Origin of the sequence: Streptomyces macrolidinus (assembly GCF_023887685.1) — a bacterium.
Taxonomy (GTDB): domain Bacteria; phylum Actinomycetota; class Actinomycetes; order Streptomycetales; family Streptomycetaceae; genus Streptomyces; species Streptomyces macrolidinus.
Genome location: NZ_JAMWMR010000007.1, coordinates 148,565 through 174,117 on the forward strand (window position 1 = coordinate 148,565; position 25,553 = coordinate 174,117).

The 25,553-nt window shown below is 71.0% G+C and carries 26 protein-coding genes and 3 tRNA genes; 23 read left to right on the forward strand and 6 right to left on the reverse strand.

The features are described from left to right. Positions 1-149: 149 nt before the first annotated feature. Positions 150-1,343 carry a sensor histidine kinase gene (locus NGF19_RS11230; protein ID WP_252424545.1) on the reverse strand — a complete coding sequence of 398 codons (1,194 nt, stop codon included), beginning with the start codon at positions 1,341-1,343 and terminating at the stop codon, positions 150-152. Positions 1,344-1,580: 237 nt separating this feature from the next. Between NGF19_RS11230 and NGF19_RS11235 the strand changes: the two genes are divergently transcribed. The 13 genes from NGF19_RS11235 to NGF19_RS11295 all read left to right on the forward strand — a co-directional run bounded on the left by NGF19_RS11235 (position 1,581) and on the right by NGF19_RS11295 (position 13,731). Next, complete coding sequence (locus tag NGF19_RS11235) at positions 1,581-2,003, forward strand: NADH-quinone oxidoreductase subunit A (RefSeq protein ID WP_252424727.1); 423 nt, start codon at positions 1,581-1,583, stop codon at positions 2,001-2,003. Next, entirely contained in the window at positions 1,994-2,662 is a 669-nt protein-coding gene (locus NGF19_RS11240; protein WP_252424547.1) for an NADH-quinone oxidoreductase subunit B, read from the forward strand. The genes NGF19_RS11235 and NGF19_RS11240 overlap by 10 nt, the downstream gene beginning before the upstream one ends. Beyond that, positions 2,659-3,885: an NADH-quinone oxidoreductase subunit C gene (locus NGF19_RS11245; RefSeq protein WP_252424549.1), complete on the forward strand. Its 1,227-nt coding sequence runs from the start codon at positions 2,659-2,661 to the stop codon at positions 3,883-3,885. The genes NGF19_RS11240 and NGF19_RS11245 overlap by 4 nt, the downstream gene beginning before the upstream one ends. Positions 3,886-3,920: 35 nt before the next feature. After that, positions 3,921-4,889 carry a complex I subunit 1/NuoH family protein gene (locus tag NGF19_RS11250; RefSeq protein WP_252424551.1) on the forward strand — a complete coding sequence of 323 codons (969 nt, stop codon included), beginning with the start codon at positions 3,921-3,923 and terminating at the stop codon, positions 4,887-4,889. Continuing rightward, on the forward strand, positions 4,889-5,557 hold the full coding sequence (locus NGF19_RS11255; RefSeq protein ID WP_372505646.1) for a NuoI/complex I 23 kDa subunit family protein: 669 nt from the start codon (positions 4,889-4,891) through the stop codon (positions 5,555-5,557). Before NGF19_RS11250 ends, NGF19_RS11255 begins: the two co-directional genes overlap by 1 nt. Beyond that, a complete protein-coding gene (locus NGF19_RS11260; protein ID WP_252424552.1) occupies positions 5,554-6,192 on the forward strand; it encodes an NADH-quinone oxidoreductase subunit J family protein in 639 nt (212 codons plus the stop codon). The genes NGF19_RS11255 and NGF19_RS11260 overlap by 4 nt, the downstream gene beginning before the upstream one ends. Further along, complete coding sequence (gene nuoK, locus NGF19_RS11265) at positions 6,192-6,557, forward strand: NADH-quinone oxidoreductase subunit NuoK (protein ID WP_252424553.1); 366 nt, start codon at positions 6,192-6,194, stop codon at positions 6,555-6,557. Before NGF19_RS11260 ends, nuoK begins: the two co-directional genes overlap by 1 nt. Then, entirely contained in the window at positions 6,554-8,545 is a 1,992-nt protein-coding gene (locus NGF19_RS11270) for an NADH-quinone oxidoreductase subunit 5 family protein (RefSeq protein ID WP_252424554.1), read from the forward strand. The genes nuoK and NGF19_RS11270 overlap by 4 nt, the downstream gene beginning before the upstream one ends. A gap of 6 nt (positions 8,546-8,551) precedes the next feature. Next, positions 8,552-10,126: a complex I subunit 4 family protein gene (locus tag NGF19_RS11275; RefSeq protein WP_252424555.1), complete on the forward strand. Its 1,575-nt coding sequence runs from the start codon at positions 8,552-8,554 to the stop codon at positions 10,124-10,126. Next, positions 10,123-11,622 (forward strand): NADH-quinone oxidoreductase subunit N, encoded by a 1,500-nt coding sequence (locus NGF19_RS11280; RefSeq protein ID WP_252424556.1) that lies wholly within the window; start codon positions 10,123-10,125, stop codon positions 11,620-11,622. The genes NGF19_RS11275 and NGF19_RS11280 overlap by 4 nt, the downstream gene beginning before the upstream one ends. Positions 11,623-11,834: 212 nt before the next feature. Further along, on the forward strand, positions 11,835-12,698 hold the full coding sequence (gene htpX, locus NGF19_RS11285) for a zinc metalloprotease HtpX (protein WP_252424557.1): 864 nt from the start codon (positions 11,835-11,837) through the stop codon (positions 12,696-12,698). After that, positions 12,695-13,087 (forward strand): YccF domain-containing protein, encoded by a 393-nt coding sequence (locus NGF19_RS11290; RefSeq protein WP_252424558.1) that lies wholly within the window; start codon positions 12,695-12,697, stop codon positions 13,085-13,087. The genes htpX and NGF19_RS11290 overlap by 4 nt, the downstream gene beginning before the upstream one ends. A 77-nt stretch (positions 13,088-13,164) precedes the next feature. After that, entirely contained in the window at positions 13,165-13,731 is a 567-nt protein-coding gene (locus NGF19_RS11295) for an SMI1/KNR4 family protein (protein WP_252424559.1), read from the forward strand. A 121-nt stretch (positions 13,732-13,852) separates the two neighbouring features. Here the strand turns inward: NGF19_RS11295 and NGF19_RS11300 are convergent, their stop codons facing one another. Next, complete coding sequence (locus tag NGF19_RS11300) at positions 13,853-15,079, reverse strand: APC family permease (RefSeq protein WP_252424729.1); 1,227 nt, start codon at positions 15,077-15,079, stop codon at positions 13,853-13,855. A gap of 234 nt (positions 15,080-15,313) precedes the next feature. Between NGF19_RS11300 and NGF19_RS11305 the strand changes: the two genes are divergently transcribed. Further along, positions 15,314-15,580, forward strand: a complete 267-nt coding sequence (locus NGF19_RS11305; RefSeq protein ID WP_252424561.1) for a GlsB/YeaQ/YmgE family stress response membrane protein — start codon at positions 15,314-15,316, stop codon at positions 15,578-15,580. 106 nt (positions 15,581-15,686) lie between these two features. Here the strand turns inward: NGF19_RS11305 and NGF19_RS11310 are convergent, their stop codons facing one another. Beyond that, entirely contained in the window at positions 15,687-16,175 is a 489-nt protein-coding gene (locus tag NGF19_RS11310) for a YajQ family cyclic di-GMP-binding protein (protein ID WP_252424563.1), read from the reverse strand. Between the two features lie 224 nt (positions 16,176-16,399). Here NGF19_RS11310 and NGF19_RS11315 point away from each other — a divergent pair. Then, positions 16,400-16,481, forward strand: a tRNA-Tyr gene (locus NGF19_RS11315). Positions 16,482-16,683: 202 nt separating this feature from the next. On the opposite strand, the gene NGF19_RS11320 is transcribed toward NGF19_RS11315, so the two are convergent. Beyond that, complete coding sequence (locus NGF19_RS11320) at positions 16,684-18,906, reverse strand: serine/threonine-protein kinase (protein ID WP_252424565.1); 2,223 nt, start codon at positions 18,904-18,906, stop codon at positions 16,684-16,686. Positions 18,907-19,045: 139 nt separating this feature from the next. Between NGF19_RS11320 and NGF19_RS11325 the strand changes: the two genes are divergently transcribed. Then, positions 19,046-19,258 carry a hypothetical protein gene (locus NGF19_RS11325; RefSeq protein WP_252424566.1) on the forward strand — a complete coding sequence of 71 codons (213 nt, stop codon included), beginning with the start codon at positions 19,046-19,048 and terminating at the stop codon, positions 19,256-19,258. Positions 19,259-19,297: 39 nt separating this feature from the next. Here NGF19_RS11325 and NGF19_RS11330 read toward each other — a convergent pair whose 3' ends face one another. After that, a complete protein-coding gene (locus NGF19_RS11330) occupies positions 19,298-19,954 on the reverse strand; it encodes an SDR family oxidoreductase (RefSeq protein ID WP_252424568.1) in 657 nt (218 codons plus the stop codon). Between the two features lie 207 nt (positions 19,955-20,161). Next, positions 20,162-21,412 (reverse strand): amidohydrolase family protein, encoded by a 1,251-nt coding sequence (locus NGF19_RS11335; RefSeq protein ID WP_252424570.1) that lies wholly within the window; start codon positions 21,410-21,412, stop codon positions 20,162-20,164. Positions 21,413-21,706: 294 nt separating this feature from the next. Here NGF19_RS11335 and NGF19_RS11340 point away from each other — a divergent pair. The 7 genes from NGF19_RS11340 (at position 21,707) to NGF19_RS11370 (ending at position 25,502) form a co-directional block, all read left to right on the forward strand. Continuing rightward, positions 21,707-21,779, forward strand: a tRNA-Thr gene (locus tag NGF19_RS11340). Between the two features lie 46 nt (positions 21,780-21,825). Continuing rightward, positions 21,826-21,898: transfer RNA gene (locus NGF19_RS11345), tRNA-Met, on the forward strand. Between the two features lie 91 nt (positions 21,899-21,989). Continuing rightward, positions 21,990-22,154, forward strand: a complete 165-nt coding sequence (gene rpmG / locus NGF19_RS11350; RefSeq protein ID WP_004571794.1) for a 50S ribosomal protein L33 — start codon at positions 21,990-21,992, stop codon at positions 22,152-22,154. 146 nt (positions 22,155-22,300) lie between these two features. Continuing rightward, positions 22,301-22,756, forward strand: a complete 456-nt coding sequence (locus NGF19_RS11355) for a MaoC family dehydratase N-terminal domain-containing protein (RefSeq protein ID WP_252424572.1) — start codon at positions 22,301-22,303, stop codon at positions 22,754-22,756. Between the two features lie 5 nt (positions 22,757-22,761). Then, positions 22,762-23,190, forward strand: a complete 429-nt coding sequence (locus tag NGF19_RS11360) for a MaoC family dehydratase (RefSeq protein WP_252424574.1) — start codon at positions 22,762-22,764, stop codon at positions 23,188-23,190. A gap of 115 nt (positions 23,191-23,305) precedes the next feature. Further along, positions 23,306-23,896: a TetR/AcrR family transcriptional regulator gene (locus NGF19_RS11365; protein WP_252424576.1), complete on the forward strand. Its 591-nt coding sequence runs from the start codon at positions 23,306-23,308 to the stop codon at positions 23,894-23,896. Between the two features lie 136 nt (positions 23,897-24,032). After that, entirely contained in the window at positions 24,033-25,502 is a 1,470-nt protein-coding gene (locus tag NGF19_RS11370) for an MFS transporter (RefSeq protein WP_252424578.1), read from the forward strand. The last annotated feature ends 51 nt before the right edge of the window (positions 25,503-25,553 follow it).

Consider the following 25,553-nt stretch of genomic DNA (forward strand, 5'->3'; position numbering starts at 1 on the left):
ACCGGGGGTTTTCCCCACCCCCATTCCCGGGCATCCGGCTTCCCGGGCATCCGGCCCCGCGTACGGCGAAGCGGTCGCACACCCTCGTGTACGACCGCTACGACCGCGTCCTGTCTCTGTCCGGCCTGCTTCCGTTCTCTCTGCTCGGCCTACTTCCGTTGCGGCTCGCTCTCCCGGTCGCGCCAGGGCAGTTCCGCCGTGACGGTCGTCGGGCCACCGGTCGGCGAGTCGATGACGAACAGGCCGTCGACCGCGCCCAGCCGCTCCGCGAGTCCCGCCATCCCGGTACCGCCGTCGAGCCGGGCGCCGCCCCGGCCGTCGTCCCGTACCTCGATGAGCAGCCGCTCCCCGCTCCGCCACACGTCGACGGACGCAGACGCGGCCCCGCTGTGCTTGCTGATGTTCTGCAGCAGCTCGGAGACCGTGAAGTAGGAGATGCCCTCGATCGCCTCGGCAGGGCGCGCGGGCAGGTCCACGGTCACCCGCACCGGCACCGTGCACCGCGAGGCGACCGACGACAGCGCGGCGTCGAGGCCGCGGTCGGTGAGCACCGCGGGATGGATTCCCCGTGCGAGGTCCCGCAGCTCCTGCAGCGCCAGCTTCACCTCGCCGTGCGCCTCGTCGACCATGGCCGCCGCCGCGTCCGGGTCCTCCAGCAGCTTCTCCTTGGCCAGCCCGAGCCCCATGGCCAGGTTCACCAGCCGGGCCTGCGCGCCGTCGTGCAGGTCGCGCTCGATGCGCCGCAGATCGGCCGCCGCTGTGTCCACGACGACCCCGCGGCCCTGCTCCAGCTCCCGGACACGCCGCTCCAGCTCGTCGGAGGGCGACAGCAGCCCCCGCACCATGGCCCGGTCCACGTTCGTCAGCCCGCGGGCGAGGTACGGCAGGAGCGGCCACAGGACGAACAGCGACACCAGCGTCACCGTGAAGGTCAGGATCCCCCAGGGCAGCCGGATGAAGTCGTACAGGCAGGTCCGCCAGGCCACCGGGTCCTTCAGCGCCATCCACAGCCGCTGGAACATCCCGCCGCCCTTGCGCAGCGGCATCGGGCTCGGCTCCTGTATCCGCACCCCGAGCAGCGCCCTGGCCCGCGCCCGCTCCAGCTTGCCCAGTTGCCGCGCGCCCAGCAGCCCCAGCGCAAGCGCCGGGAACCCGATCACGGTCACCGTCAGCCCCACGCCGAGCGCCAGCACCGTCACCACGTAGATGAACCCGACCAGCGACGTCAGCAGGTTCATGAGGAGATGCGCGATCTCGCGCCAGGTGGACGCGTCCAGGGCAGGACGTACGGGCGGCGGACGCTCGCCGTCCGGGGCACCGGGGTTCGTCTCGCGTGCGGTCATATCCGCCTGCCTCGTTCGCTCATGCCCGCAAGCCTGCCGTAACGCCGCGTCCCCGTGCCATGAGGCGGACCGCCGAGGTTCACTGGGGGAAACCCCACCTCGTGCAGCAGTCTGCTTACCCTCTCTTTAGCAGGGCCTAGACTCCCGTGCGTACTGAACGTCGACCACGACGTTCACCAGGGTCACGAGGTCAGGGAGCGAGGAGCTGACGTGCCGGATCCGACCGCCGTCGCTGTCATGGCGGAGACCGGGAGCGCGAGGACCGCCGGGAACGCCGGAACCGTCGTCGCGGCGGGCTACTTCCACTCCTACTCCGTCGTCGGGCTGCTCGCCGTCGTCGGCGTGCTCTTCGTCGCCGTCGCCTTCGGCGCGGGCCGCCTGCTGCGCCCTGTCGTGCCCACTCCCGAGAAGCTTCTGACGTACGAGTGCGGGGTGGACCCCGTCGGCGAGGGCTGGGCGCACACCCAGATCCGCTACTACGTCTACGCGTATCTGTACGTGATCTTCGCGGTCGACTCGATCTTCCTCTTCCCGTGGGCGACGGTCTTCGCCGATCCCCGGTACGGCGCGACCACGCTCGTGGAGATGTTCGTCTTCCTCGGCTTCCTGGCCGTGGGACTGCTGTACGCGTACAAGAAGGGCGTTCTGTCATGGACGTGAACCCCTCGACTCCTGCGGCTTCCCGTGAGCCGGTGTCCGTGCCGGAACCGCAGCGGCTCGGCACGCTCGCACGCCTCGCCCCCGAGCCGATGAAGGTGGTCCTGAACTGGGGCCGCCGCTACTCGCTGTGGGTCTTCAACTTCGGCCTCGCCTGCTGCGCGATCGAGTTCATCGCCGCGTCGATGGCCCGCCACGACTTCATCCGTCTCGGGGTGATCCCGTTCGCACCCGGCCCGCGCCAGGCCGACCTGATGGTCGTCTCCGGCACGGTCACCGACAAGATGGCCCCGGCCGTCAAACGCCTGTACGAGCAGATGCCCGAGCCGAAGTACGTGATCTCCTTCGGCGCGTGCTCGAACTGCGGCGGCCCGTACTGGGACTCGTACTCCGTCACGAAGGGCGTCGACCAGATCATCCCGGTGGATGTGTACGTCCCCGGCTGCCCGCCGCGCCCCGAGGCACTGCTCCAGGGCATCCTCAAGCTCCAGGAGAAGATCGCGCGCGAGTCGCTGGCGCAGCGGTACGGGACGGCGCGGCCGTCGGCCGCCGCGTTGCAGAGCGGTCTTGTCCGGCCGCCGTCGACGACGGGCTCGGGGAAGACGGGTTCGGAGACGACGGGCTCGGACACGACGGGTTCGGACACGGGGGAGGGGCGATGACCGGGGTCGGCTGGCTGCCCGCGTCCGCCGAGGACCTCTTCGGTCCGCAGGCCACGGCCGAGGAGTCGTACGACGTCCTGACGGTCGACGTACCGCCGGCGGACTGGACCGAGGCGCTGCGCGTGGCGCGCGACGAACTGGGCTGCACCTACTTCGACTGGCTGAGCGCCGTCGACGAACCGGGCACGGGCCTGCGCGTCGCGGCGCATGTCGTGGCCCTGTCCCCGGTACGCCGCCTGCTCGTCCGTACGACCGTCCCGCACGAGGCACCCGTGCTGGACTCCGCCGTGGCGGTCTACGCGGGCGCGGCCTGGCACGAGCGCGAGACCCACGAGATGTTCGGCGTGACCTTCGAGGGCCACCCGGCGCTGGACCACCTCCTCCTGCCCGAGGGCTTCGAGGGCCACCCCCTGCGCAAGGACTTCGTCCTGGCCGCCCGGGTCGCCAAGGCCTGGCCCGGCGCGAAGGAACCGGGCGAGTCCGAGCACGGCGGCCCCAAGCGCCGCCAGATGCTGCCCCCGGGCGTCCCCGACCCGAACGAGTGGGGTCCGCTGAAGGGCCAGCTTCCCCCGGCACCGGCCCGTCGCCCGGCAGGCGACCGCCCGGTACGCCGCACCCGCACGGCAACCGAGGGCTCGGCAAGCCAGACCCCGGCCGCCGCCCCCGAGACACCGACACCGCCACGTCGAGCGCGCAGCGCGTCGGAGGGCTCGGCCTCGCAGCGCGGCGCGGCGGGTCCGCGTCGTGCGCGGAGTGCGTCGGAGGGTTCGGCGTCGCAGCGTGGTGCGGAGGTTTCCGGGGCGGGTCCGGCGGCTTCGGCGGGTCCGCGTCGTGCGCGGAGTGCGTCGGAGGGCTCGGCCTCGCAGCGTGGTGCGGCGGGCGGTACGGGACCGGGGACCGGCCCCGCAGGCCCCCGGCGCGCACGCAGCGCCTCCGAAGGCTCCGCTTCGCAACGGGCCGACGCGTCAGCATCCCAGGACGCGCCCGCCGAGCCCCCTGCCGTGACGCGCAGCGCGGACGCCCCCTGGCACCACGCCCGCCCGGCCTTCGACGAGCCCGAGCCCGAGCCCGAGCCCGCGCGCAAGCCCGAGCCCGAGTCCGCCACCGAACCGCCGACCGAGGCGCGGGAGGACAGCGAGGCCGGCCCCGGTGAAGCGCGCCCGGGTGAAGCCCACCGCGGCGGTGCCCGACCCCCGCAGCCCGCACCCCCCTACGAACCCTAACCCCCCACCCCCGACGACCCCTCCGGAGGCACGCAGTGAACGGCGCTCTCGACGTCGCCCTGCGACTCCTCGCCGTGTTCGTCGTCTTCCTCACCTTCCCCTTGATCGTCGGCCAGACCGAGCACAAGGTCATGGCCCATATGCAGGGCCGCCTCGGCCCGATGTACGCGGGCGGCTTCCACGGCTGGGCCCAACTCATCGCCGACGGCGTGAAGTTCGCGCAGAAGGAGGACGTCGTCCCGACGGGCGCGGACCGTCGCATCTTCCAACTGGCCCCCGCTGTAGCCCTGTTGCCCTACCTCCTCGTCCTCCTCGTCATCCCGATCGGCCCGAGCGAGGGCGCCGTCGGGCAGGCCGTCGACGCGGGCATCTTCTTCGTCCTGGCCGTGATGGGCGTCGGCGTCCTCGGTTCCCTCATGGCCGGCTGGGCCTCCGCCAACAAGTTCTCCCTTCTCGGCGGCCTGCGCACCGCCGCCCAGCTCCTCGCCTACGAACTCCCCATGCTGCTCGCCGCGGCCTCGGTGGCGATGGCGGCCGGCACCGTCTCCCTGCCCGGCATCACCGCCGCCTTCGAGTGGTGGTGGCTGCCCTGGCAGATCATCGGCGCACTCGTCTTCTTCGTCGCCGGCCTGGCCGAACTCCAGCGCCCGCCCTTCGACATGCCCGTCGCCGACTCGGAGATCATCTTCGGCGCCTACACCGAGTACACCGGCCTCCGCTTCGCCCTGTTCCTCCTCGCCGAGTACGCCGGAATCATCGTCCTGTGCGGTCTGACCACCGTCCTCTTCCTGGGCGGCTGGCACGGCCCCTGGGGCGCCGTCGGCCTCGGCTGGCTGTGGACGCTGGTGAAGACCGCGCTCCTCGCCTTCGTCGTCATCTGGTTGCGCGTGACCTACCCCCGCCTGCGTGAGGACCAGCTCCAGAAGCTCTCCTGGACCGTCCTCGTCCCCCTCGCTCTCGTCCAGATCGCCCTCACCGGCATCGTCAAGGTGATGATCTCCTGATGTCCCGCCCCTCGCCCGACCCTCGCCACCCCTCGGCGCCCGCCGAGCGGACCCGCAAGTCGATCCCTGGCTCCGGTCTCGCCAAGGGCCTGGCGGTCACCCTCCGCACGATGACCAAGAAGTCCGTCACCGAGCAGTACCCGGACACCCAGCCCGCGCTCCCGCCGCGCAGCCGCGGTGTCATCGGCCTGTTCGAGGAGAACTGCACGGTCTGCATGCTCTGCGCCCGCGAGTGCCCGGACTGGTGCATCTACATCGACTCCCACAAGGAGACGGTCCCGCCCGCCACCCCCGGCGGACGCGAGCGCAGCCGCAACGTCCTCGACCGTTTCGCCATCGACTTCTCCCTCTGCATGTACTGCGGTATCTGCATCGAGGTCTGCCCCTTCGACGCCCTGTTCTGGTCCCCGGAGTTCGAGTACGCCGAGACCGACATCCGCGACCTCACCCACGAGCGCGACAAGCTCCGCGAGTGGATGTGGACGGTGCCCGCCCCGCCCGCCCTGGACGCGGGCGCGGAGGAACCCAAGGAGATCGCCGCCGCGCGCAAGACCGCCGAGAAGCTCGCCGCAGCCCAGCCGAACCCGACCGACCCGACCGACCCGACCGGTCCCACCGGTCCCGCCAGTTCCCCTGACCCCACCGATCCCCGGAAAGGAGAGTCGTGACCCCCGCCTCCGCCGCACTGACCACGGCCACGGCTGCCGCCGGCACCCACGGCTTCCTCTCCCCGACCGGCGTCGAGATCGCCTTCCTCCTCGTCGGCATCGCCACCTTCGGTGCCGCGCTCGTCACCGTCACCACCAAGCAGCTCGTGCACGCCGCCCTGTGGCTCGTGGCGACCCTCGGCGGCCTCGCCGTCGAGTACCTCCTGCTCACCGCCGAGTTCATCGCCTGGGTGCAGGTCCTCATCTACGTCGGTTCCGTCGTCGTCCTCCTCCTGTTCGGTCTGATGCTCACCAAGGCCCCCATCGGCCCGTCCCCGGACGCCGACTCCGGCAACCGCTGGGCCGCCCTCACCGTGGCGGTGGCCGCCGCGGGCGCCCTGGTCTGGGTGGTCGTGGACGCCTTCCGCACGACCTGGATCGACCTGAGCGGCCCCGCGTCCGGCTCCACCAAGGTCACCGGCGCGAGCCTGTTCCGGTACTGGGTCCTCCCCTTCGAGGCCCTCTCCGTCCTCCTCCTCACCGCCCTGGTCGGCGCGATCGTCCTCTCCCGCAAGGCCAAGGCCGACACGACGCCCACCCCGGCGGGCACCCCGACCGTCCCGGGCAGCCGACGCGAGAAGGAAGGCGCCCGCTGATGCACCTCGCCTATCCCGCCGTGCTGTCCGCCCTGCTCTTCTGCACGGGCCTGTACGGCGTCCTCGCCCGCCGCAACGCGGTCCTCGTCCTGATGTCGGTCGAGCTGATGCTCAACGCCGTCAACCTCAACCTCGTCGCCTTCGACGTCTGGCTGAGCAGGACCGCCCGCGAGACGCTGCACTCCGGCCAGGCCCTGACCCTGTTCACCATCGCCATCGCAGCCGCCGAGATCGGCATCGGCCTCGCGATCGTCCTCGCCGTCCACCGCAACCGCGGCACCGCGGACATCGACCGGCTCCGCGACACCGCCGAGGGCCACGAAAGCGACGCCCCAGCGGCGGAGAAGGCTGAGGCCACCGCGTGACCACGACCACCCTCGCCGTCCTCGTTCCCCTCCTTCCGTTCCTGGGCGCCACGGCCGGCCTGCTGCTCGGCCGCACCGCCCCCGGCTTCGTCCGCCCGCTCGCCGTCCTGCCGACCCTCACCTCGCTCGTGCTGGCGGTACTGGTCGCGGCGCGCCAGGGCGGCGGCCGAGCCGTCGACGCGGCCACCGAGCTGACACCCACCGGCTCGGTTCCGATCGAACTCGCCCTGCACATCGACGGCTTCGCCGCCCTCGTCGCCGTCCTGGTCGGCGTCGTCGCCTCCTGCGTGCAGATCTACTCGACGGGCTATCTGCGCGACGACCCGCGCTACCCCTCCTATGCCGCTCTCGTCTCCCTGTTCACCTCCGCGATGCTCCTGGTCGTCTACTCGGGCGACCTGATCGTGCTGCTGGTCGGCTGGGAAGTCATGGGCATCTGCTCCTACTTCCTGGTCGGCCACTACTGGGAGACCCCCGAGGCCCGCGCCGCCTCCCTCAAGGCCTTCCTGGTCACCAAGCTCGGCGACGTCCCCTTCCTCATCGGCCTGTTCGCCCTTGCCGCCGACGCCGGCTCCTTCCGTATCACCACGGTCCTCGGTACCGTCGCGAGCGGCGGACTGCACCATCCGACCCTGATCGCGCTGCTGCTCCTGGCCGGCGTGGCGGGCAAGTCGGCGCAGTTCCCGCTGCACACCTGGCTCCCCGACGCGATGGCGGGCCCCACCCCCGTCTCCGCGCTGATCCACGCCGCGACGATGGTCGCCGCCGGTGTCTACTTCGTCGCCCGTCTCCTTCCGGTCTTCGAGGCCTCCTCGGCCGCGATGGTCGTCCTCGCCGTCATGGCCGCCGTGACGATGGCGGGTTCGGCGCTCACGGCGCTCGCCCAGGACGACATCAAGCGCGTCCTCGCGTACTCGACGATCAGTCAGCTCGGCTACATGACCGGTGCCCTCGCCGTCGGCGACCGCGGGGCCGCCGTCTTCCACCTCCTGTCCCACGGCGCCTTCAAGGCGCTGCTCTTCCTCGCCGCGGGCGTGATCATCCACGCCGCCGGCACCAACTCCCTGGCCGCCATGTCCCGTATGAAGGACCTGCGCGCCCGCGTTCCCGACGCCTACTGGACGATGACCGTGGCGCTCCTGGCGCTCGCCGCGATCCCGCCGTTCGCCGGCTTCTTCTCCAAGGAATCCGTCCTCGCCGCCGCCGAGCACGCCACCACCGGCCACGCCGAGCGCGCTCCCGGCGCCGCGGGCTGGATCGTTCTCGTCGTCGGCCTGGTCACGGCCCTGCTCACCGCCGCCTACGCGACCCGCCTGTGGCTGCTCGCCTTCCGCGGCCACGGGGCCGAGGCCCCCGACCACGGCAGACAGCCCCTCGTCATGAACGCCGTGCTGTGGGCGCTCGCCGTCCCCTCACTCACCTTCGGACTCGCCTACCGCGTCCTGCCCGACTGGTTCGGCGGAAGCGGCCTGACCCCGACCCTCACCACCTCCGTCCTCGGCACGGGCCTCGCCCTGGTCGGCGGACTCGTGACGTACGGCGTCTGGCAGCGCACCACGGCGCTCGCCGCCCGCGCCCCCCTGGGAGCGCTCGCGGCCCACCCCGAGGCGGACGCCGGGCTGGTCGAGGCCGAGGCCATCGCGAGCCACACGCCCGCGTACGGCGACGTGGCCAACGCGCCCGACCCCGCGGACCCCGGCCGCGTCCTGCTCGGCCCGCTGCACCGCCACGCGGCCGTCGGCTTCCACCTGGACGCCGTGTACGACGCGCTCTTCGTCCGCCCGGTCAGGGCCGGCGCGCGCCTCGTCCGCTTCCTGGACCGTGAGGTCGTCGAGACCTACGTACGCGCCGCCGGTGCCCTGCCCCGCCTGCTCGGCGCCGCCGTACGGCGCGCCCAGACCGGCAATGTGCAGACCTATGTGAGCGCGCTGCTCGCCGGCACCGTCGTCCTGGCGGTGGCCGCCCTCCTCGTCGCCACGGGAGCGTGAGCAGGCGTGATCGATATCAGCGAGTCCGTGATGCAGTTCCTTCTGGCATTCGTCGTCGTCGTGCCGCTCATCGGCGCGGTCGCCGCCCTCCTGCCCGCCCCGCCCGGACTGAAGGGGAAGTCGCCCGAGCAGGCCGTACTGCGCCACGGCGTGACGGTCACCGGAGCCGTGCTCATCGCGGCGATCGCCCTCGCGCTCGGCTTCGACCATGACCACCCGTCAAAGATGCAGGCCATGACCGACATCAGGTGGATCCCCGCACTCGACGTGCGGATCCACCTGGGCATCGACGGCATCTCGCTCCCCCTTCTGCTCCTGACCGCGCTGCTGACCTTCCTCTGCGCGCTCTACTCGTACGCCAAGCCGCCCACGGGCCCGTCCCCGAAGGCCTTCGTCGCACTGCTGCTCGTCCTCGAGACCGGCACCCTCGCGACCTTCGCCGTCCTCGACCTGCTGCTGTTCTTCCTCGCGTTCGAGACGGTCCTCATCCCGATGTACTTCCTCATCGCCCGCTGGGGCGGCGAGGGGAGGACCCGGGCGGCCTGGAGGTTCATCCTCTTCACGCTGCTCGGCTCCGTCGTCATGCTGCTCGGCCTGCTCCTGATCGGGATCAAGGCGGGCACGTTCGACATGATGGCACTCGCCACTGACAACGGCCGGTCACTCACCGCATCCGTGCAGGTCATCGCCGTTCTGGCGATCGGGATCGGGCTCGCGGTCAAGGCGCCGATGTGGCCTCTGCACAGTTGGCTGCCCGACGCCCACACCGCCGCGCCTACCGTCGGCTCGGTCCTGCTGGCCGGGGTCCTGCTGAAGATGGGCACGTACGGGTTCGTACGGATCCTCCTGCCGGTCGCGCCGCACGGCTTCCACACCTTCGCGCCGTATCTCGCGGCCTTCGCCGTGGTCGGGATCATCTACGGATCCCTCGCCTGCCTCGCCCTCGCCAAGCAGGGTGCCAAGGGCGACCTCAAGCGGCTGATCGCCTACTCCTCCGTCGGCCACATGGGCTTCGTGCTCCTCGGCATCGCCACGGCGACCCCCACCGGCGTCAACGGCGCCCTGTTCGCCAACATCGCCCACGGCCTCATCACCGGCCTCCTCTTCTTCCTGGTCGGCGCGCTGAAGGACCGCACCGGCACGACCGACCTCGACACCCTGTCCGAGAAGACCGGCGCCGCGCTCTACGGCAGGGCTCCCCGCCTCGGCGGCCTGCTCGCCTTCGGCGCCGTCGCCTCGCTCGGCCTGCCCGGCCTCGCCGGATTCTGGGGTGAAATGCTCGCGCTGTTCGGCGCGTTCAGGCCCGCCGCCGGGCTCAGCCGCCCGGCGTTCCTCACCTTCATGGCGATCGCCGCCTTCGGCACCCTGCTCACCGCCGCCTACATGCTCATCGTGGTCCGCCGCGTCTGCATGGGCGCCGCCCCTCAGGACGCCCCCCGGCTCGCCGACGTCCACAGCTACGATTTCGCGGCCTGGACACCGCTGGTCGTCCTCACCGTCGCCGCCGGCCTGTGGCCGAAGGCCCTCCTCGGCCTGACCGACCCGGCCGTGCAGCAGCTCCTCGCAGGAGGCATCCGATGAGTTCCCTCGTCCAGTCCGTCGACTGGACGGCGATCGCGCCGCCCACGCTCACGGCGGTCGTCGGACTCGTCGTCCTCGTCGCCGACCTCTTCCTCGAAGAGCGGCGGAAGACAGTCCTGGGGTGGATCTCCCTCACGGGACTAGCCGCCGCGATGCTCACGCTGCTGCCCCTGCTGGACGGTGACCGCGCCACCTTCTGCGTGAAGGGGAACCCGCACGTCTGCAGCTACACGGCAGACGGATTCACCCTCGCCATCCAGTTCCTCGTCCTCGCCGGCGCCTTCCTCACCGCCCTCCTGTCGGTCACCGCCCTCAAGGACGCCAAGAAGGAAGTCCCCGCGGGGGAGTTCTGGTTCCTGCTGCTCTCCAGCGCGGCCGGCGCCGCCCTGCTGCCCGCCTCGCGCGACCTGGCGACCCTCGTCGTCGCCCTGGAGGTCGCCTCCCTGCCCGCGTTCGCCCTTGTCGGCATCCGGCACGGCGACAGGAGATCGTCCGAAGCCGCCCTGAAGTTCTTCCTGTCCTCCGTCACGGCGACCGCCGTGAGTCTCATGGGCATCAGCTTCGTGTACGCCTCCACGGGCACCCTGTACCTCACCCAGATCGCCGACCGGATCCAGCACGTGGACGGCCAGCTCCACACACTCGCCCAGACGGGTGTCGTCCTCACCCTCGTGGGCTTCGCCTTCAAGACGGCGGCGGTGCCGTTCCACTTCTGGGTGCCGGACACCTACGTAGGGGCGCCTCTGCCGGTCGCCGCCTACCTGTCGGTCGTCGGCAAGGCGGTCGGCTTCTCCGGCCTGATCCTCGTCACCGTCGTCGCCCTCCCGTCGTACTCCGACGTCTGGGGCCCCGCGCTCGCCGCGCTGGCCGCCCTCACCATGACCGTCGGCAACGTCGGCGCACTCCGGCAGCAGGCCACGCGCGCGTACAGCGCGGTACGCCTGCTCGCCTGGTCCTCCGTCGGCCAGGCCGGCTACCTGCTGGTGCCGATCGCCGCAGCCGCCTACTCCGCGGACGCCCACAAGGCGATCGGGTCCACCGTGGCGTACGCCCTGATGTACGGGGCGGTGAACCTCGGAGCCTTCGCCGTGGCCGCCCTCGTGGGCCGTACGAGGGCCCGGAACCGCATCAGCGACTACCGCGGCCTGTACGCGGCCAGTCCTCTGGCCGCCCTGCTCCTGGCCTTCTTCCTGTTCTGCCTCGCGGGCCTCCCGCCGGGTGTCATCGGTCTCTTCGCGAAGGTCACCGTGTTCTCGGTGGCCGTCGACGCCGGCCTCGGCTGGCTTGCCGTGGTCATGGCGGTGAACGTGGTGATCGCGCTCGTCTACTACCTCCAGTGGACAGCTCTGCTCTTCCGCGCCCCCGAGGGCGAGCCCGCGGAACACCGCGTCCCGGCCCCGCTCACCGCCGCCCTCGGCGTGACCGCCGTCCTGGGAGTCGCGCTCTCCGTAGCGCCCCAGGTGGTCCTCCGCTTCTCGGCCCTCGGCCTCTTCTGACGGACGCCCTCACGCGCGCGGTCGTACAACGCGGCACGCGCGCGTGGCGGTGCCGCCAGGTCACCCGGACAGCTCCCCGGCTCCGGGCCGCGCACCAGGGAACTCGGCCTTCCCGCCTCGCGTTGACCAGTACGGGAGGGTCCACTGAGGAGTGGAGTCAACAGCATCCGCAGACAAGGGGTTCCCCTGCCGCACCACTTGGAGGGCGTACCGTGCACCGCCGGCACAACGGGCTCAGGACCGCAGTACTCCTCGGGGGACTGTCCGCGCTCATCATCGTCATCGGCAGCTTCTTCGGGCGTACCGGCCTGATCGTCGCGGCCCTCATCGCGATCGGCACGAACGCGTACGCGTACTGGAACAGCGACAAGCTCGCTCTCCGCGCGATGCGCGCGCGCCCGGTCAGCGAGTTCGAGGCACCCGCGCTGTACCGCATGGTCCGCGAGCTCTCCACCGAGGCCCGGCAGCCCATGCCCCGCCTGTACATCTCACCGACGGACGCGCCGAACGCGTTCGCGACGGGCCGCAACCCGCGCAACGCGGCCGTGTGCTGCACCGACGGCATCCTCCGCATCCTCGACGAACGCGAGCTGCGCGGCGTCATCGGGCACGAGCTGAGCCATGTCTACAACCGCGACATCCTGATCTCGTCGGTCGCCGGTGCACTTGCCTCAGTGATCATGTTCCTGGTGAACTTCGCCTGGCTGATCCCGGTCGGCCGCTCGGACGACGACGACGGTCCCGGCCTTCTCGGCATGCTGCTGATCATGCTCCTGGGCCCGCTCGCCGCGTCCGTCATCCAGCTCGCCATCAGCCGCTCCAGGGAGTACGAGGCGGACGCCTCCGGAGCCCGGCTGACCGGCGACCCCCTCGCGCTCGCCAGTGCCCTGCGCAAGCTGGAGATCGGCACCAGCCAGCTCCCGCTGCCTCCCGAGCCCCGGATCGAGACGGCGAGCCACATGATGATTGCCAACCCCTTCCGCCCAGGGCAGGGTCTCTCCAAGATGTTCTCCACACACCCGCCCATGGCGGAACGTATCGCCCGACTCGAACAGATGGCAGGTCGCCAGCGGTGAAGACGATTCTGAACGTGATATGGCTGGTCCTGAGCGGCTTCTGGCTGTTCCTGGGCTATTTGTTCGCGGGGGTGCTGCTCTGCATCACCATCATCGGCATACCTTTCGGCATCGCCTCCTTCCGTATCGGCGTCTACGCGTTGTGGCCCTTCGGCTATACGACGGTCGAGCGCCGCGACGCGGGCGCGCCGTCCTGCATAGGCAACGTCCTGTGGCTGGTCCTGGCGGGCTGGTGGCTGGCCATCGCCCACATCGTCACGGGCATCGCGCTGTGCGTCACGGTGATCGGTATCCCGTTCGGCATCGCCAACTTCAAGCTCATTCCGGTCTCGTTGCTGCCGCTGGGGCGCGAGATCGTGCCTACGAACCAGCCGTTCGCGACACGTTGACAAGCCGTTCACGGTAAGGCGCCGAGGGTTATCCACAGGCAGCCCCGGCTGTCAGTGGTTCCCTGCATCATGAACCCATGACCGAGAACGAGCAGTTGCTGGACAGAGTGGCGGAGCGGGCTCGCACCACCCGCCCGTGGGGCTGGCCTTCGCTCCCGCAGCCCGCGAGCGAAGCCGCGCTCGCTCGCGCCGAGGAGTCCCTGGGCTTCTCCCTGCCGCCACTGCTCGCCGCGCTGTATCTGCGGACCGGGGACGGCGGATTCGGCCCGGAGTACGGCCTGTTGCCCCTGCTCGACAGCTCACCGGCCGGCGAACCGGCCGCCGTCCCGCAGTACTTCGCCAACCGCGAGAGCGCCCGCACGGATCCCACCTGGCCCTGGCCCGAGGGCGTTCTGCCGATATCCCACTGGGGCTGCGGAATGTACGCGTGCGTGGACTGCCGCACCCCGCACGGCACGGTCCTGCTCTACGACCCGAACGCCGACGAAGCCGGCCATGCCTGGTATCTGGACGCCCCCGGCCTCGCGGAGTGGCTCCAGGCCTGGCTCGACGGCACAGGCTGGTACGAAGAGCACAACGACGGTGCAGAGTTGGCGCCGTGGGAGGACTTCCCGATACGTACGGCTGCCGGGCCGACGCCGTAGGAGACATCTCCGCGCCGACAGCCGTGCGGCGGGGGAGAGGTGAGGCGTACTCGGGCGGCGAAGGCAGCCCGGACCGTACGACGGCCGGAGCCTCGCGAGAGGTCCTGCCGCGCCCTGGCGGCTACCGCGCGGCACCCCACCGCCGTACGTGGTAGGCCACCACTCCCACGCCGAGCACCACCACGCCCACGCTCACCGACACCCCCGGCAAGGCGAACGCCAGCGCGCCGCACCCGAGGAGTCCGACAGCCGGTACGACGCGCGACACCGGCGCCGGACTCAGCGTCCAGGCAGACGCGTTGGCGATCGCGTAGTAGGCCAGCACCCCGAAGGAGGAGAAGCCGATCGCGCCCCGCACGTCCACCGTCGCGGCGAGCGCGGCCACCACGGTCCCCACAACCATCTCGGCCCGGTGCGGCACTTGGAAGCGCGGGTGCACGGCGGCCAGGGCGCTCGGCAGGTGCCGGTCGCGCGCCATGGCCAGCGTGGTCCGTGAGACGCCGAGGAGGAGCGCCAGCAGCGAGCCCAGGGCGGCCACGGCGGCGCCCACCCGCACCACCGGCGCGAGACCGGGCACGCCCGCCGCTCGTACCGCGTCGGCCAGCGGTGCCACCGCACGCCCCAGCCCCTCCGCACCCAGCACGGAAAGGACCCCGACAGCCACCACCACGTACACCACCAGCGCGATGCCCAGGGCCAGGGGGATCGCGCGCGGGATGGTGCGCGCCGGATCCCGTACCTCCTCTCCGAGGGTGGCGATCCGCGCGTACCCGGCGAAGGCGAAGAAGAGCAGTCCCGCCGCCTGGAGCACCCCTGTGACGCTCGCGCCCCCGACGGCCAGTCGCGAGGCATCAGCGGTACCCGACCCCAGACACACGACGACCACGGAAGCGAGGACCGCCAGGACCACCGCGACGATCACCCGTGTCAGCAGAGCCGACTTCCGCACACCGCCGTAGTTCACGGCGGTCACCGTGACCACGACCGCCACCGCCACCGCGTGCGTCTGCCCCGGCCGGACGTACGCGCCCACGGTGAGCGCCATCGCCGCACAGGAGGCCGTCTTCCCGACGACGAACGACCAGCCTGCCAGATACCCCCAGAACGCTCCGAGCCGCTCGCGCCCGTACACGTACGTGCCGCCCGAGGCGGGATACAGGGCGGCCAGCCGCGCCGAGGAGGTCGCGTTGCAGTAGGCGACCACAGCGGCGACCGCGAGCCCGTACAGCAGCCCGGACCCCGCCGCGCGCGCCGCGGGGGCCAGGGCCGCGAAGATCCCGGCACCGACCATCGAACCAAGCCCGATGACGACGGCGTCCCCGACGCCGAGGGTGCGGCGCAATCCCATGTCACCGGGTCGCTGTGCCCCGGGCTGTGTCACGGCACCGAACCCTACCGACCCGGGGCAACCGGCGACGGTTGCCGAGGCGTCCTTCCTCATGACGACACGGTCGTACGAAGCGCGGGAGCGAGCGCGACCGAGGAAGACCGACGGAAATCGAGCAGCGGCGTCGACGCATGAACGCGGCCTGACCTGAGCAGGAGCACGGCGCAGACACAGTGTGAGAGGCAGGGTCACGGCATGGGCGTTGTGAGCTGGATCGTTCTGGGGCTGTTGGCAGGCGCCATAGCCAAGTTCCTGCTGCCGGGCAAGGACCCCGGCGGCCTCATCGGCACGACCCTCATAGGCATCGCGGGTGCCTTCATCGGAGGCTGGATCTCCTCCCGCTGGCTGCACCACCCGGTCACCAAGCACTTCTACGACGGCACGACCTGGCTCGCCGCGATCGGTGGTTCTCTCGTGCTGCTGATCGTCTACCGCGTCCTGTTCGGCGACTCACGCCGCTGAGCGCACGACCGAAGCCCCGGTCGACAGCGGAGAAGGGTGGCCGCCCGCGTTCCGGGACGACCACCCTTCGTCGTATGTTCGGTGAACTGCCGTAACTGCCGTAGCTCTACCGGTAGTTGACGAACTGCAGCGCGAAGTCGAAGTCCTTGCCCTTCAGGAGGGCGATCACGGCCTGGAGGTCGTCGCGGCTCTTCGAGCTGACGCGCAGTTCGTCGCCCTGCACCTGCGCCTTGACGCCCTTCGGGCCCTCGTCGCGGATGATCTTCGCCACCTTCTTCGCGTTGTCCTGGGAGATGCCCTCCTCGATCGACGCGAAGATCTTGTACTCCTTGCCGGAGAGCTGCGGCTCACCGGCGTCCAGCGACTTCAGCGAGATGCCGCGCTTGATCAGCTTCGACTCGAAGACGTCGAGGATGGCCTTCACCCGGTCCTCGGAGTTGGCCTGCATCAGGATCTTCTCGCCGGACCAGGCGATCGAGGCGCCGACGTTCTTGAAGTCGTACCGCTGAGAGATCTCCTTGGCGGTCTGGTTGAGGGCGTTGTCGACCTCCTGCCGCTCGACCTTCGAGACGATGTCGAAACTGGAGTCGGCCATGTCCTGTGGCTCCTTGTATCGGGATGGATCGGGGTGCGTATCGGCGTGCGGGACCGGGCCGCCCGGCCCGGCATCGATCCCGGGCCGCATCCGCATAAGCCTAGCCACCCCACCCCCCGTGGGCTGCTGATCTATGGGGTGGCGAAGCACCCCCGTGCATCAGGTATCGTTTACGTCGTTGCCGGGGAGCACCGCCGAGAGGTGGACTCCACAGCAGCAAACTTGGCGGTGTGCCCGAGCGGCCAAAGGGAGCAGACTGTAAATCTGCCGGCTCAGCCTTCCCAGGTTCGAATCCTGGCGCCGCCACAGAGAGGAAGACCCCCTCTGACCAGCCCTTAGGGCAGGTCAGAGGGGGTCTCTTCGTTGTCGAAGGACACCCTGGCGTGGGGAAGATCATAAAGAGGCGGCCGTCGGTGCCGTGCTGCCCCAACTCCGCGTGCAGAAGGGCGGGAAGGGCCGGTCGAGAGCGCGGCCGACCTGGCGCGGCCGATGTCCCGTGCCGCCCGGATCAGCCCGACTTCGGTGGCTTCTGCGTGTCGAAGGCGAAGAGGGTGTTCTTTGCCGCGGCCACGATCACCACACGCCCCGCAACGGTCACGCGCGGGCTCGCGCCCTGCTCGCCCGTCAGACCATCGGCCCGCGGGTCCGTCGTCCACAGGGGTTCACCGTCGTCCGGCGACAGCGCGACCACTCGGCCGGTGGCCGAGCTGAAATACAGCGCGTCCGCTCCCGCGACGGGACCCGACGCCCCCTCCACGCTCGTCTGCCGCGACCACTTCTTCCGGCCGGTCGCGGGATCGAGCGCGGTGACGAGACCGGTCTGCCCGCTCACGTAGACGGTGCCGTCCGCCATGCCCGGCGTCCCCGCGTATGTCTTGGTCAGCCGGGAGTACGTGACCTTCCGCGAGGCGGGGTCGACCCGGGCCACCCCGTCGTAGCCGGCCAACGCCGGTCCCTCCAGGTGCTCCTGAAGGAGTACGAGTCTTCCGTCGGCGACGCCCACCGGCACGGCGGGGCCGTCGACCGCGATGGGCCTGCCCAGGTTCCCCGAGGCGCGGTCGACCTCGTACAGGGTGGGGTGGCGCACCTCCGAGGCGTCCAGTTCCGTGTCCGTCGCGCACATCGCGAGGAGCCGCGTGCCCACCAGGACGGGAGCGCACCGCGTCCCCGCGGGGAACGCTGTCGTCCAGGCGACCTCACCGCTGTGCGCGTCCCGGGCCTCGAAGCGGGAGTCGGAAGCGTCGACCGTCACGACGGCGGAGCCGACCACGACGGCGTCCTGAGTCCGACCCGTGACGGCCGTCGACTGGGCGCCGGACGGTACGGACCACAACTCCCGGCCGCTGTCGGCGTCGAGGGCCACCACCTCGCTGGGAGGGCCCTGCGGTGCGTCCTGGGCGGCGAAGCGGTATCCGAGCACCGTGTCGTCGGTGGCGCCCACCAGGTGCATGCCCTGGACGGGGACGCCCGGGCTCTTCGCCGTCCACACCCGCGAGCCGTCCCGGACCTCGATACGGGCCGCGACGACACCGCCGCCCCCGCAGAACGCCGCGTCGCCGCGCGCTACGCAACGCAACTCGTCCGGGATGTCCGCGCGACCGCCCGGCACAGTCGTGCGCCACGGCTTGAAACCGTCCGGAAGCGCGGCACCCGCTGCCGCGACACTCCTGCCCTTGTCGCCGCCGCTGTTCCCCCCGAAGCCGCCCGCCTTCAGGGCGACGCCGCCCCCGCCGATCGCGGCCACCGCGAGCGCCGCCGCGAGCACAGGACGCCATCGGCGACGCGGACGACGGCCGACGGGGGAGCTCGTGCTCGCTGTATCGGGACCGGCCGGGGCCGGGGTGCCCGCCGTCGCGAGGTGATGCTGGGTGATCACGTCACGGGTGCAGCCCGCGCCGACCCCGTTCGCGTCGGTCCCGCCGAGGTCCGACGGCAAGTCCCGCAACAGCACGAGGAGTTCGTCCGCAGAGGGGCGCCCCGCGGGCTCCTTGTCCAGGCACGACTCGACGATCGCGCGCAGAGCCGCTGGTACGGCGCCCAGCGACGGCTCCTCGTGCACCACCTGATAGGCCGTCATGTACGGGCTGTCCGCGTCGAAGGGCCCGCGGCCCGTCGCCGAGTACACCAGCAGCGTCCCCAGCGAGAAGACATCGGACCGCGGCCCCACGCCACGCGGCGCCTGCAACTGCTCCGGCGACATGAAGGGCGGCGTACCGATGACGCGCCCCGTCATCGTCAGCGTCTGCTGGTCCACGGCGCGTGAGATGCCGAAGTCGATGACGCGCGGGCCCTCGGGCGAGAGCACGACGTTCGAGGGCTTGAGGTCACGGTGAACGACCCCCACCCGGTGGATGTCGCGCAGCGCCTCCGCCAGTCCGATGGCGAGCTTCCTCAGCTCCGCGCCGTCCAGCGGGCCCTTCGCGGCGATGTGCTGGGCGAGCGTGTCCCCCTCGATATAGGTCGTCGCCATCCATGGCTGATCGGCCTCGGGGTCGGCGTCGACCACGGCGGCGGTGAACGCGCCGCTCACCCGCCTCGCCGCGGCCACCTCCTGCCGGAAACGGATGCGGAACTCGTCGTCCCCCGCGAACTGCTGGTGGATCAGCTTGATCGCGACAGGCCGCCCCGAACTCGTACGGGCCAGATAGACCGTGCCCATGCCACCCGAGCCGAGCCGCGCCTCGAGCGGATAGCCGCCGATCTCGGCCGGATCACCCCCGCGCAGCGACACTCTCCCCGACCTCCCCGTCCCCCGTGCATGTCTGCCGCCACGGGCCTGCGTACTTGTCCTCCGGACAAACTAGCCGCACGTCAGTACGGGAGAGCAAAGCGGGGGAGGCACAGAGAGCCGTCCGTCGTACGCTGAGGGCATGTCGTCACGCCGCAGGAGTTGTCCCGAGTGCCGTCGGGAAATCGCCGTCGTCGCGGGGCGGTTCGCGCGGCACGACCCGCCCGGGGCGCGGGGTGACGGGACGCTCGTCTCGTGTGCCGGGTCCCGCAGGCTCGCCCAGGCCGACGCGGCACAGCCCACCCTCGATGGCTACGCCCTGCCGGAGTTCCCAGGTCAGCTTCCCCTCTTCTGAGTCCCGCTCTTCCGAGTCCCGCGCCCACCTGACGAGACCTCAGTTCCCCGCCACTGCCTTCACGGCCACCGACACCGGGGTCGAACCGCTGACCAGTTCCAGGGTCAGACCGGCCGTCGCGGGCGTGTCGATCAGTTCCGCCAGGACGGCCGCCACATCGTCACGCGGGACCGTGCCGTGGCCGGTGTGTGCCTCCAGGCGTACGAGGCCCTTGCCCGCGTCGCTCGTCAGCGAGCCGGGGCGCAGGATCGTCCACTCCAGGGACTTGTGGGCGCGGACGTACGCGTCGGCCTCGCCCTTCGCACGCAGGTAGACGTCGAAGACCTCGTCGCCCGTGTGCTCCGGGTCCGCGTTGATGGACGAGACGACGAGGAAGCGGCGGACGCCCGCCCGTTTTGCCGCCTCCGCGAACAGGATCGCCGCGTCCCGGTCCACGGTGTGCTTGCGGTCCGCGCCGCTGCCCGGACCCGCGCCCGCCGCGAAGACGGCCGCGTCGGCCCCCTCCAGATGCCCCGCGACTTCCTCGACCGACGTCGACTCCAGATCGCACACGATCGGTTCGGCGCCCGCTGCCCGCAGGTCGTCGGACTGCTCCGCATGACGGATGATCCCCGCCACCTCGTCGCCGCGCGCGGCGAGCAAGCGCTCCAGCCGCAGCGCGATCTGACCATGACCACCAGCGATGACAGTGCGCATGTTTCCGACCGTACGCCCGGACGGACGCCTTCGCCGTGCGATCACCGTGCGACTTCACGTATGTCTCGTTCGCACATGTGTCGTTCACCTATGTGTGGTCCACCCATGTCACCCATGTGCGGTTCGCCCATGTCTCGTCCGCACGCGCATGTCTCGTCCGCACGCGTGCACCTGCGCCGCGCATACGAGCACTTCACGTCCCCCGCCCTACGCCTCCGTCACCCGCCCCTGCCGAGGCAGATCCAGCGCCACGGCCGCCGAGTCGCAGTACTCCCGGACCGCGCTCGTACGCGCCACCACGCGCCCCCGGTGCACCACCACGCGGCTGTACGCGAGCGAGAGCGCGCCCGCCAGCCGGTCGCCGCGTACCGCGAGAAGCTCCGCGGGGAAGCCGGCCTCCACGCGGACCTCGGGCAGGCCGAGCGCGGCCCGTGCCGACGCGCTCACCATGGCGTACGCCGCCTCGGGGCTCAGTCCGTCCCGCGACGCCAGCAGATACGCGGCCTCCAGCGGATCCCCGCGCCCCACGGGGTTCGACACGTCCCGAAGCGCCCCGCTGCCCGCCGCCACCCGCACCCCGGCCGACCGCAGCAGCCGCACCGGAGCCGTGCCGCCGCGCCGCTCGACGCCGCCACAGCCCCCCTGCGGCAGACAGATCACGGTCACTCCGGCGGCCGCGAGCTGGTCGGCGGCACGGGCGGCGGCCTCCGTCGGAAGCCGTCCCAGACCGGCGCACGGGCCGAGGGTCACCCCGGGGCGCAGCCCGCCCGCCATCGCCGCGAGCCGGGCCAGGCGCACCGGGTCGTCGGCGTCCGTGTGCAGATCGACCGGGCAGCCGGACTCGGAGGCCAGTTCGAGAACCGCCTCGACATAGCCGGTGGGATCGGGGTCCGTGTCCGGACACCCGCCCACCACCGCGGCGCCCATCTTCATCGCGTCCCGCAGGATCGCGAGCCCGTTGGCACCGGCGGCCCCGGTGAGCACCCGCGGCATCGCCACCGCCGTCAGCTCGGCCAGCCCGCCGAGCGAGTGCCGCGCCCCCAGCAGCGCCTCCAGCGCGTCCAGACCATGGACGTCACCAATGTGCACATGTGAACGCAGCGCCGTCGCGCCGTGGCCCAACTGGAGCAGGGCGGCCTCGGTGATACGGCGCTGGATCTCCTCCAGGGCGTGCGGCACCGGTCCGTCGCCGTCCGCCGAAAGGGCCGTGTCGCCGTGCGCGTGCGGCTCCGCGGGGGCGGGCAGGAGCAGATAGCCCCCGAGGTCGACACGCGCCCCGACGCTTCCCGCCGCCAGGCTGCCGGCGGTGCCGACCGCCTCGATGCGCCCGCTGCCCAGCCGTACGTCCACGGTCCGGCCGTCGGTCAGCCGGGCCCCGCACAGCAGCAGGCCGGTCGCGTCGGACGGTCCCGACGGCGAGGGCGAGGGAGGGGGAGGCTGCGGTCGGCTGTCGGCCATCGCGTTCCTGGGGATCGGGGGCGGCTGCGCTCACGAGGGAAGATCACGCAGAGTGAGTCGAGCCTAGGGCGGCGAGCAGGCCACGACAGGGAAGAGCGCAATAGTCGTACCGGCGTGGCCCGGTGGGCCGTCCGTTCCGCTTCGGTCCTCGCTCCGGCGCGCCGCGGGCGCCTGTCGCAGCCGTGCGCGAGGGGCTCGGGAACCGTCGTGAGAGCCGGGGGGAACAGGCCGGGGCGGGTGCCGCGAAACGGATTTGGGCGAACGGCAGGCGACCGTGTAATGTCTTCATCGCTCGCCCCAATAGCTCAGTCGGCAGAGCGTCTCCATGGTAAGGAGAAGGTCAACGGTTCGATTCCGTTTTGGGGCTCTGATGGGAGAGGTACCCGCCGTAAGGCGGGGCCCGATCGCATCGCAGCGGTGTAGCTCAGTCGGTAGAGCAAGCGGCTCATAATCGCTGTGTCACCGGTTCAAGTCCGGTCACCGCTACTTACAGTAGCCGATTGCGGGGTCGGTCCTTCAATCGGCTACTCTTTCATGCGTTAGATTTCGTCCACCCTGTTCGTCAAGGAGCACTCCTGTGGCTGCCACCGACGTCCGCCCGAAGATCACGCTGGCCTGCGTGGAGTGCAAGGAGCGGAACTACATCACCAAGAAGAACCGGCGCAACGACCCGGACCGTCTTGAGATGAAGAAGCACTGCCCGCGTTGCAACGCGCACACCGCGCACCGCGAGACGCGATAACCAAGGCTCGTAGCGAGGCCGTCCCCACTGATGAGGGGGCGGCCTCGCGGCGTTGCGGCGGAACTGCTCGCCCACGGGTCTCGCCCACGGGGTGCAGAATCGGTCACGTCCGCCGAACCCGCTGAACAACCAGGAGGTGCCGGGCCATGGCGCTCGACCAGTCCTTCGTGGGGCGGTCCTACCCGCCCACCGACCCGTACGAGGTCGGCCGGGAGAAGATCCGCGAGTTCGCGGAGGCGATCGGAGACGCCAACCCGGCCTACGTCGACCAGGAGGCCGCCAAGGCGCTCGGCCACACCGATGTGATCGCCCCGCCGACCTTCGTCTTCGCGATCACCTACAAGGCCGCGGGCCAGGTCGTCCAGGACCCCCAGCTAGGCCTGGACTACAGCCGGGTGGTGCACGGCGACCAGAAGTTCGCCTACCGCCGTCCGGTGCGCGCCGGTGACCGGCTGAGCGTCACCTCGACCATCGAGTCCATCAAGTCCCTCGCGGGCAACGACGTCCTGGACATCCGCGGCGAGGTCCACGACGAGGCCGGTGAGCATGTGGTGACCGCCTGGACCAAGCTCGTGGCCCGTGCGCCGGAAGAGGAGGCGTGACGCGGATGACCGCGAAGATCGCGTACGACGCCGTCGAGGTCGGCACCGAACTGCCGGCGCAGAGCTTCCCCGTCACCCGAGCCACGCTCGTGCAGTACGCGGGCGCCTCCGGTGACTTCAACCCGATCCACTGGAACGAGAGGTTCGCCCGGCAGGTCGGCCTGCCGGATGTGATCGCGCACGGCATGTTCACCATGGCCGAGGCGGCCCGCGTGGTGACCGACTGGGTGGGCGACCCGGGCGCGGTCGTCGAGTACGGCGTCCGCTTCACCCGGCCCGTCGTCGTCCCGGACGACGACCAGGGCGCCCTCATCGAGGTCAGCGGCAAGGTCGCGGCCAAGCTCGCGGACAACACCGTCCGCGTCGACCTCACGGCGACCAGCGCGGGCCAGAAGGTCCTCGGGATGTCGCGGGCGGTCGTACGACTGGCCTGACGGGCCGATCGGGTCGAAGCCCAAGGGGCGTCCGCTGCCGCGGGCGCCCCTTCGTGCGGACCAGGGCGTGTCGGACCGCTTGACGAAGTTAGTGATTGAGCACTAACTTCGTCGCATGGTCAGGATGAGCGCCGAAGAGCGGCGCGAGAGCGTCATTCGCGCGGCGATGACCGAGTTCGCGCAGAAGGGCTACTACGGCACCTCCACCGAGGCGATCGCCAAGCGGGTGGGTGTCTCGCAGCCCTATCTCTTCCGGCTCTTCCCGAGCAAGAAGGCGATCTTCGCCGCTGTCTCGCACCGGTGCATCGAGGAGGTGTGCGAGGTCTTCGAGGAGGCGGCCCGGGGGCTGGGGGGCGAGGAGGCCCTGCATGCCATGGCAGCCGCGTATGCGCGACTGATCGCGGAGCACCCCGAGAAGCTCCAGATGCAGATGCAGACGTACCTCGCCGTGGCAGCCGCCGAGGCCGAGGGGGAGCGCGAGTTCGGCGAGTCCGTCCGGGCCGGATGGATGAAGCTCTGGGAGACGGTGCATCTGCCGCTGGGCGCCGACGTGAACGAGACCACGACGTTCCTGGCGTACGGGATGCTCGTCAACACCCTCGCGGCCATGGGGTTCCCGCACGAGCACAGGGTCTGGCAGGGGCTGTACCTGTCGGCTCGGGGCGAGGACCGGCCGGAGGGGCAGGGCGTGCAAACGGTGGAGTGAGGGGGCTGCGTCAGGGGCTTCGCCCGGCTCCGTCGCCCGTCTTCGTCACGGCCTTCGCATGACCGCAAAAGTAAGTGATCGATAACTAATCTCAATACCTGATCTCGAATTCGAGCGACTACCCGCTGGGGGAGCGATGTCAGAGCAGCAGTCGGAGCAGCAGACAGCACGGCGCGGGGGAGTGGGCTGGGCCCTTGTGATCACCGGGCTCGCCGGATTCATGGCGAGCCTCGACAACCTCGTCGTCACCACCGCCCTGCCCTCCATCCGCAAGGACCTCGGAGGCGGGCTGGACGACCTGGAGTGGACCGTGAGCGCGTACACGCTCACCTTCGCGGTCCTGCTTATGTTCGGCGCTGCCCTCGGTGACCGGTTCGGGCGCCGACGGCTCTTCCTCGTGGGCCTTGGCATCTTCACCGCCGCCTCCGCCGCCGCGGCCATGGCGCCCGGCATCGACTCCCTGATCGCGGCCCGCGCGGTGCAGGGCATGGGCGCGGCCGTCATGATGCCGCTCACCCTGACGCTGCTGACCGCCGCCGTTCCGGTCGAGAAGCGCGGGATGGCGTACGGGATCTCGGGCGCCGTCAACGGACTCGCCGTCGCCTCCGGGCCCCTCATCGGCGGCAGCCTCACCGAACACGTGTCCTGGCACTGGATCTTCTGGCTGAACGTCCCCCTGGGCCTCGCCGTGATGCCGCTCGCCCGCCTCCGCCTCGCCGAGTCGTACGGCAGCGACTCCCCGCTCGACATCCCCGGCACCCTGCTCGTCAGCGGCGGTCTCTTCGGGATCGTGTACGGGCTGGTACGCGGCCCGGCCGACGGCTGGACCAGCCCCCTCGTCCTGACCGGCCTGTTCGCGGGCGCCGCGCTGCTCTTCGCCTTCGTCCACCACGGCATCCGCCACAAGAACCCCATGCTTCCCATGCGGCTCTTCCGGTCCCGCGCCTTCTCCGGGATCAACACCGCGAGCCTGCTGATGTTCCTGGGGATGTTCGGCTCGATCTTCCTGCTCAGCCAGTATCTGCAAGGCGTACTCGGCTACTCGCCGACCCAGGCGGGCCTGCGGATGCTCCCCTGGACCGGCATGCCCATGCTGATCGCACCCGTCGCCGGGTATCTCTCCGACCGCTTCGGCGGACGCCCGGTCGTCGCCGCCGGACTCGTCTTCCAGGCCGTCGGGCTCGTCTGCTACGCCACCGTGGTCACCGCGGACGCGTCGTACGCGGCCCAGTTGCCCGCACTGATCCTCAGCGGCATCGGGATGTCCCTCTACTTCGCACCGGCCTTCACCCTGGTCATGTCCAGCGTCCGGCCCCACGAGCAGGGCATCGCGTCCGGCGCGAACAACGCCCTGCGCGAGGTCGGCGGCGCGCTCGGCATCGCGGTGATGTCGTCGGTCTTCACCGCGCAGGGCGGCTACGAGACCCCGCAGACCTTCGTGGACGGACTGCGTCCGGCCCTCTGGGTGGGGGCCGTGGTCGTCGCCCTCGCGGCCGTCGCCGCCCTGGTCGTCCCGGCCCGGCGGCGTGCCGTGGGGGATCCGGCCGACGTGGGGGACACGACCGACGCGCCGACGGCCCCGGCCCTGGAGACAGCCGCCTCCTGAGGCTCGCGCGACGAACGTGGCGAACATGGCGAACATGACGAACGACGGCCC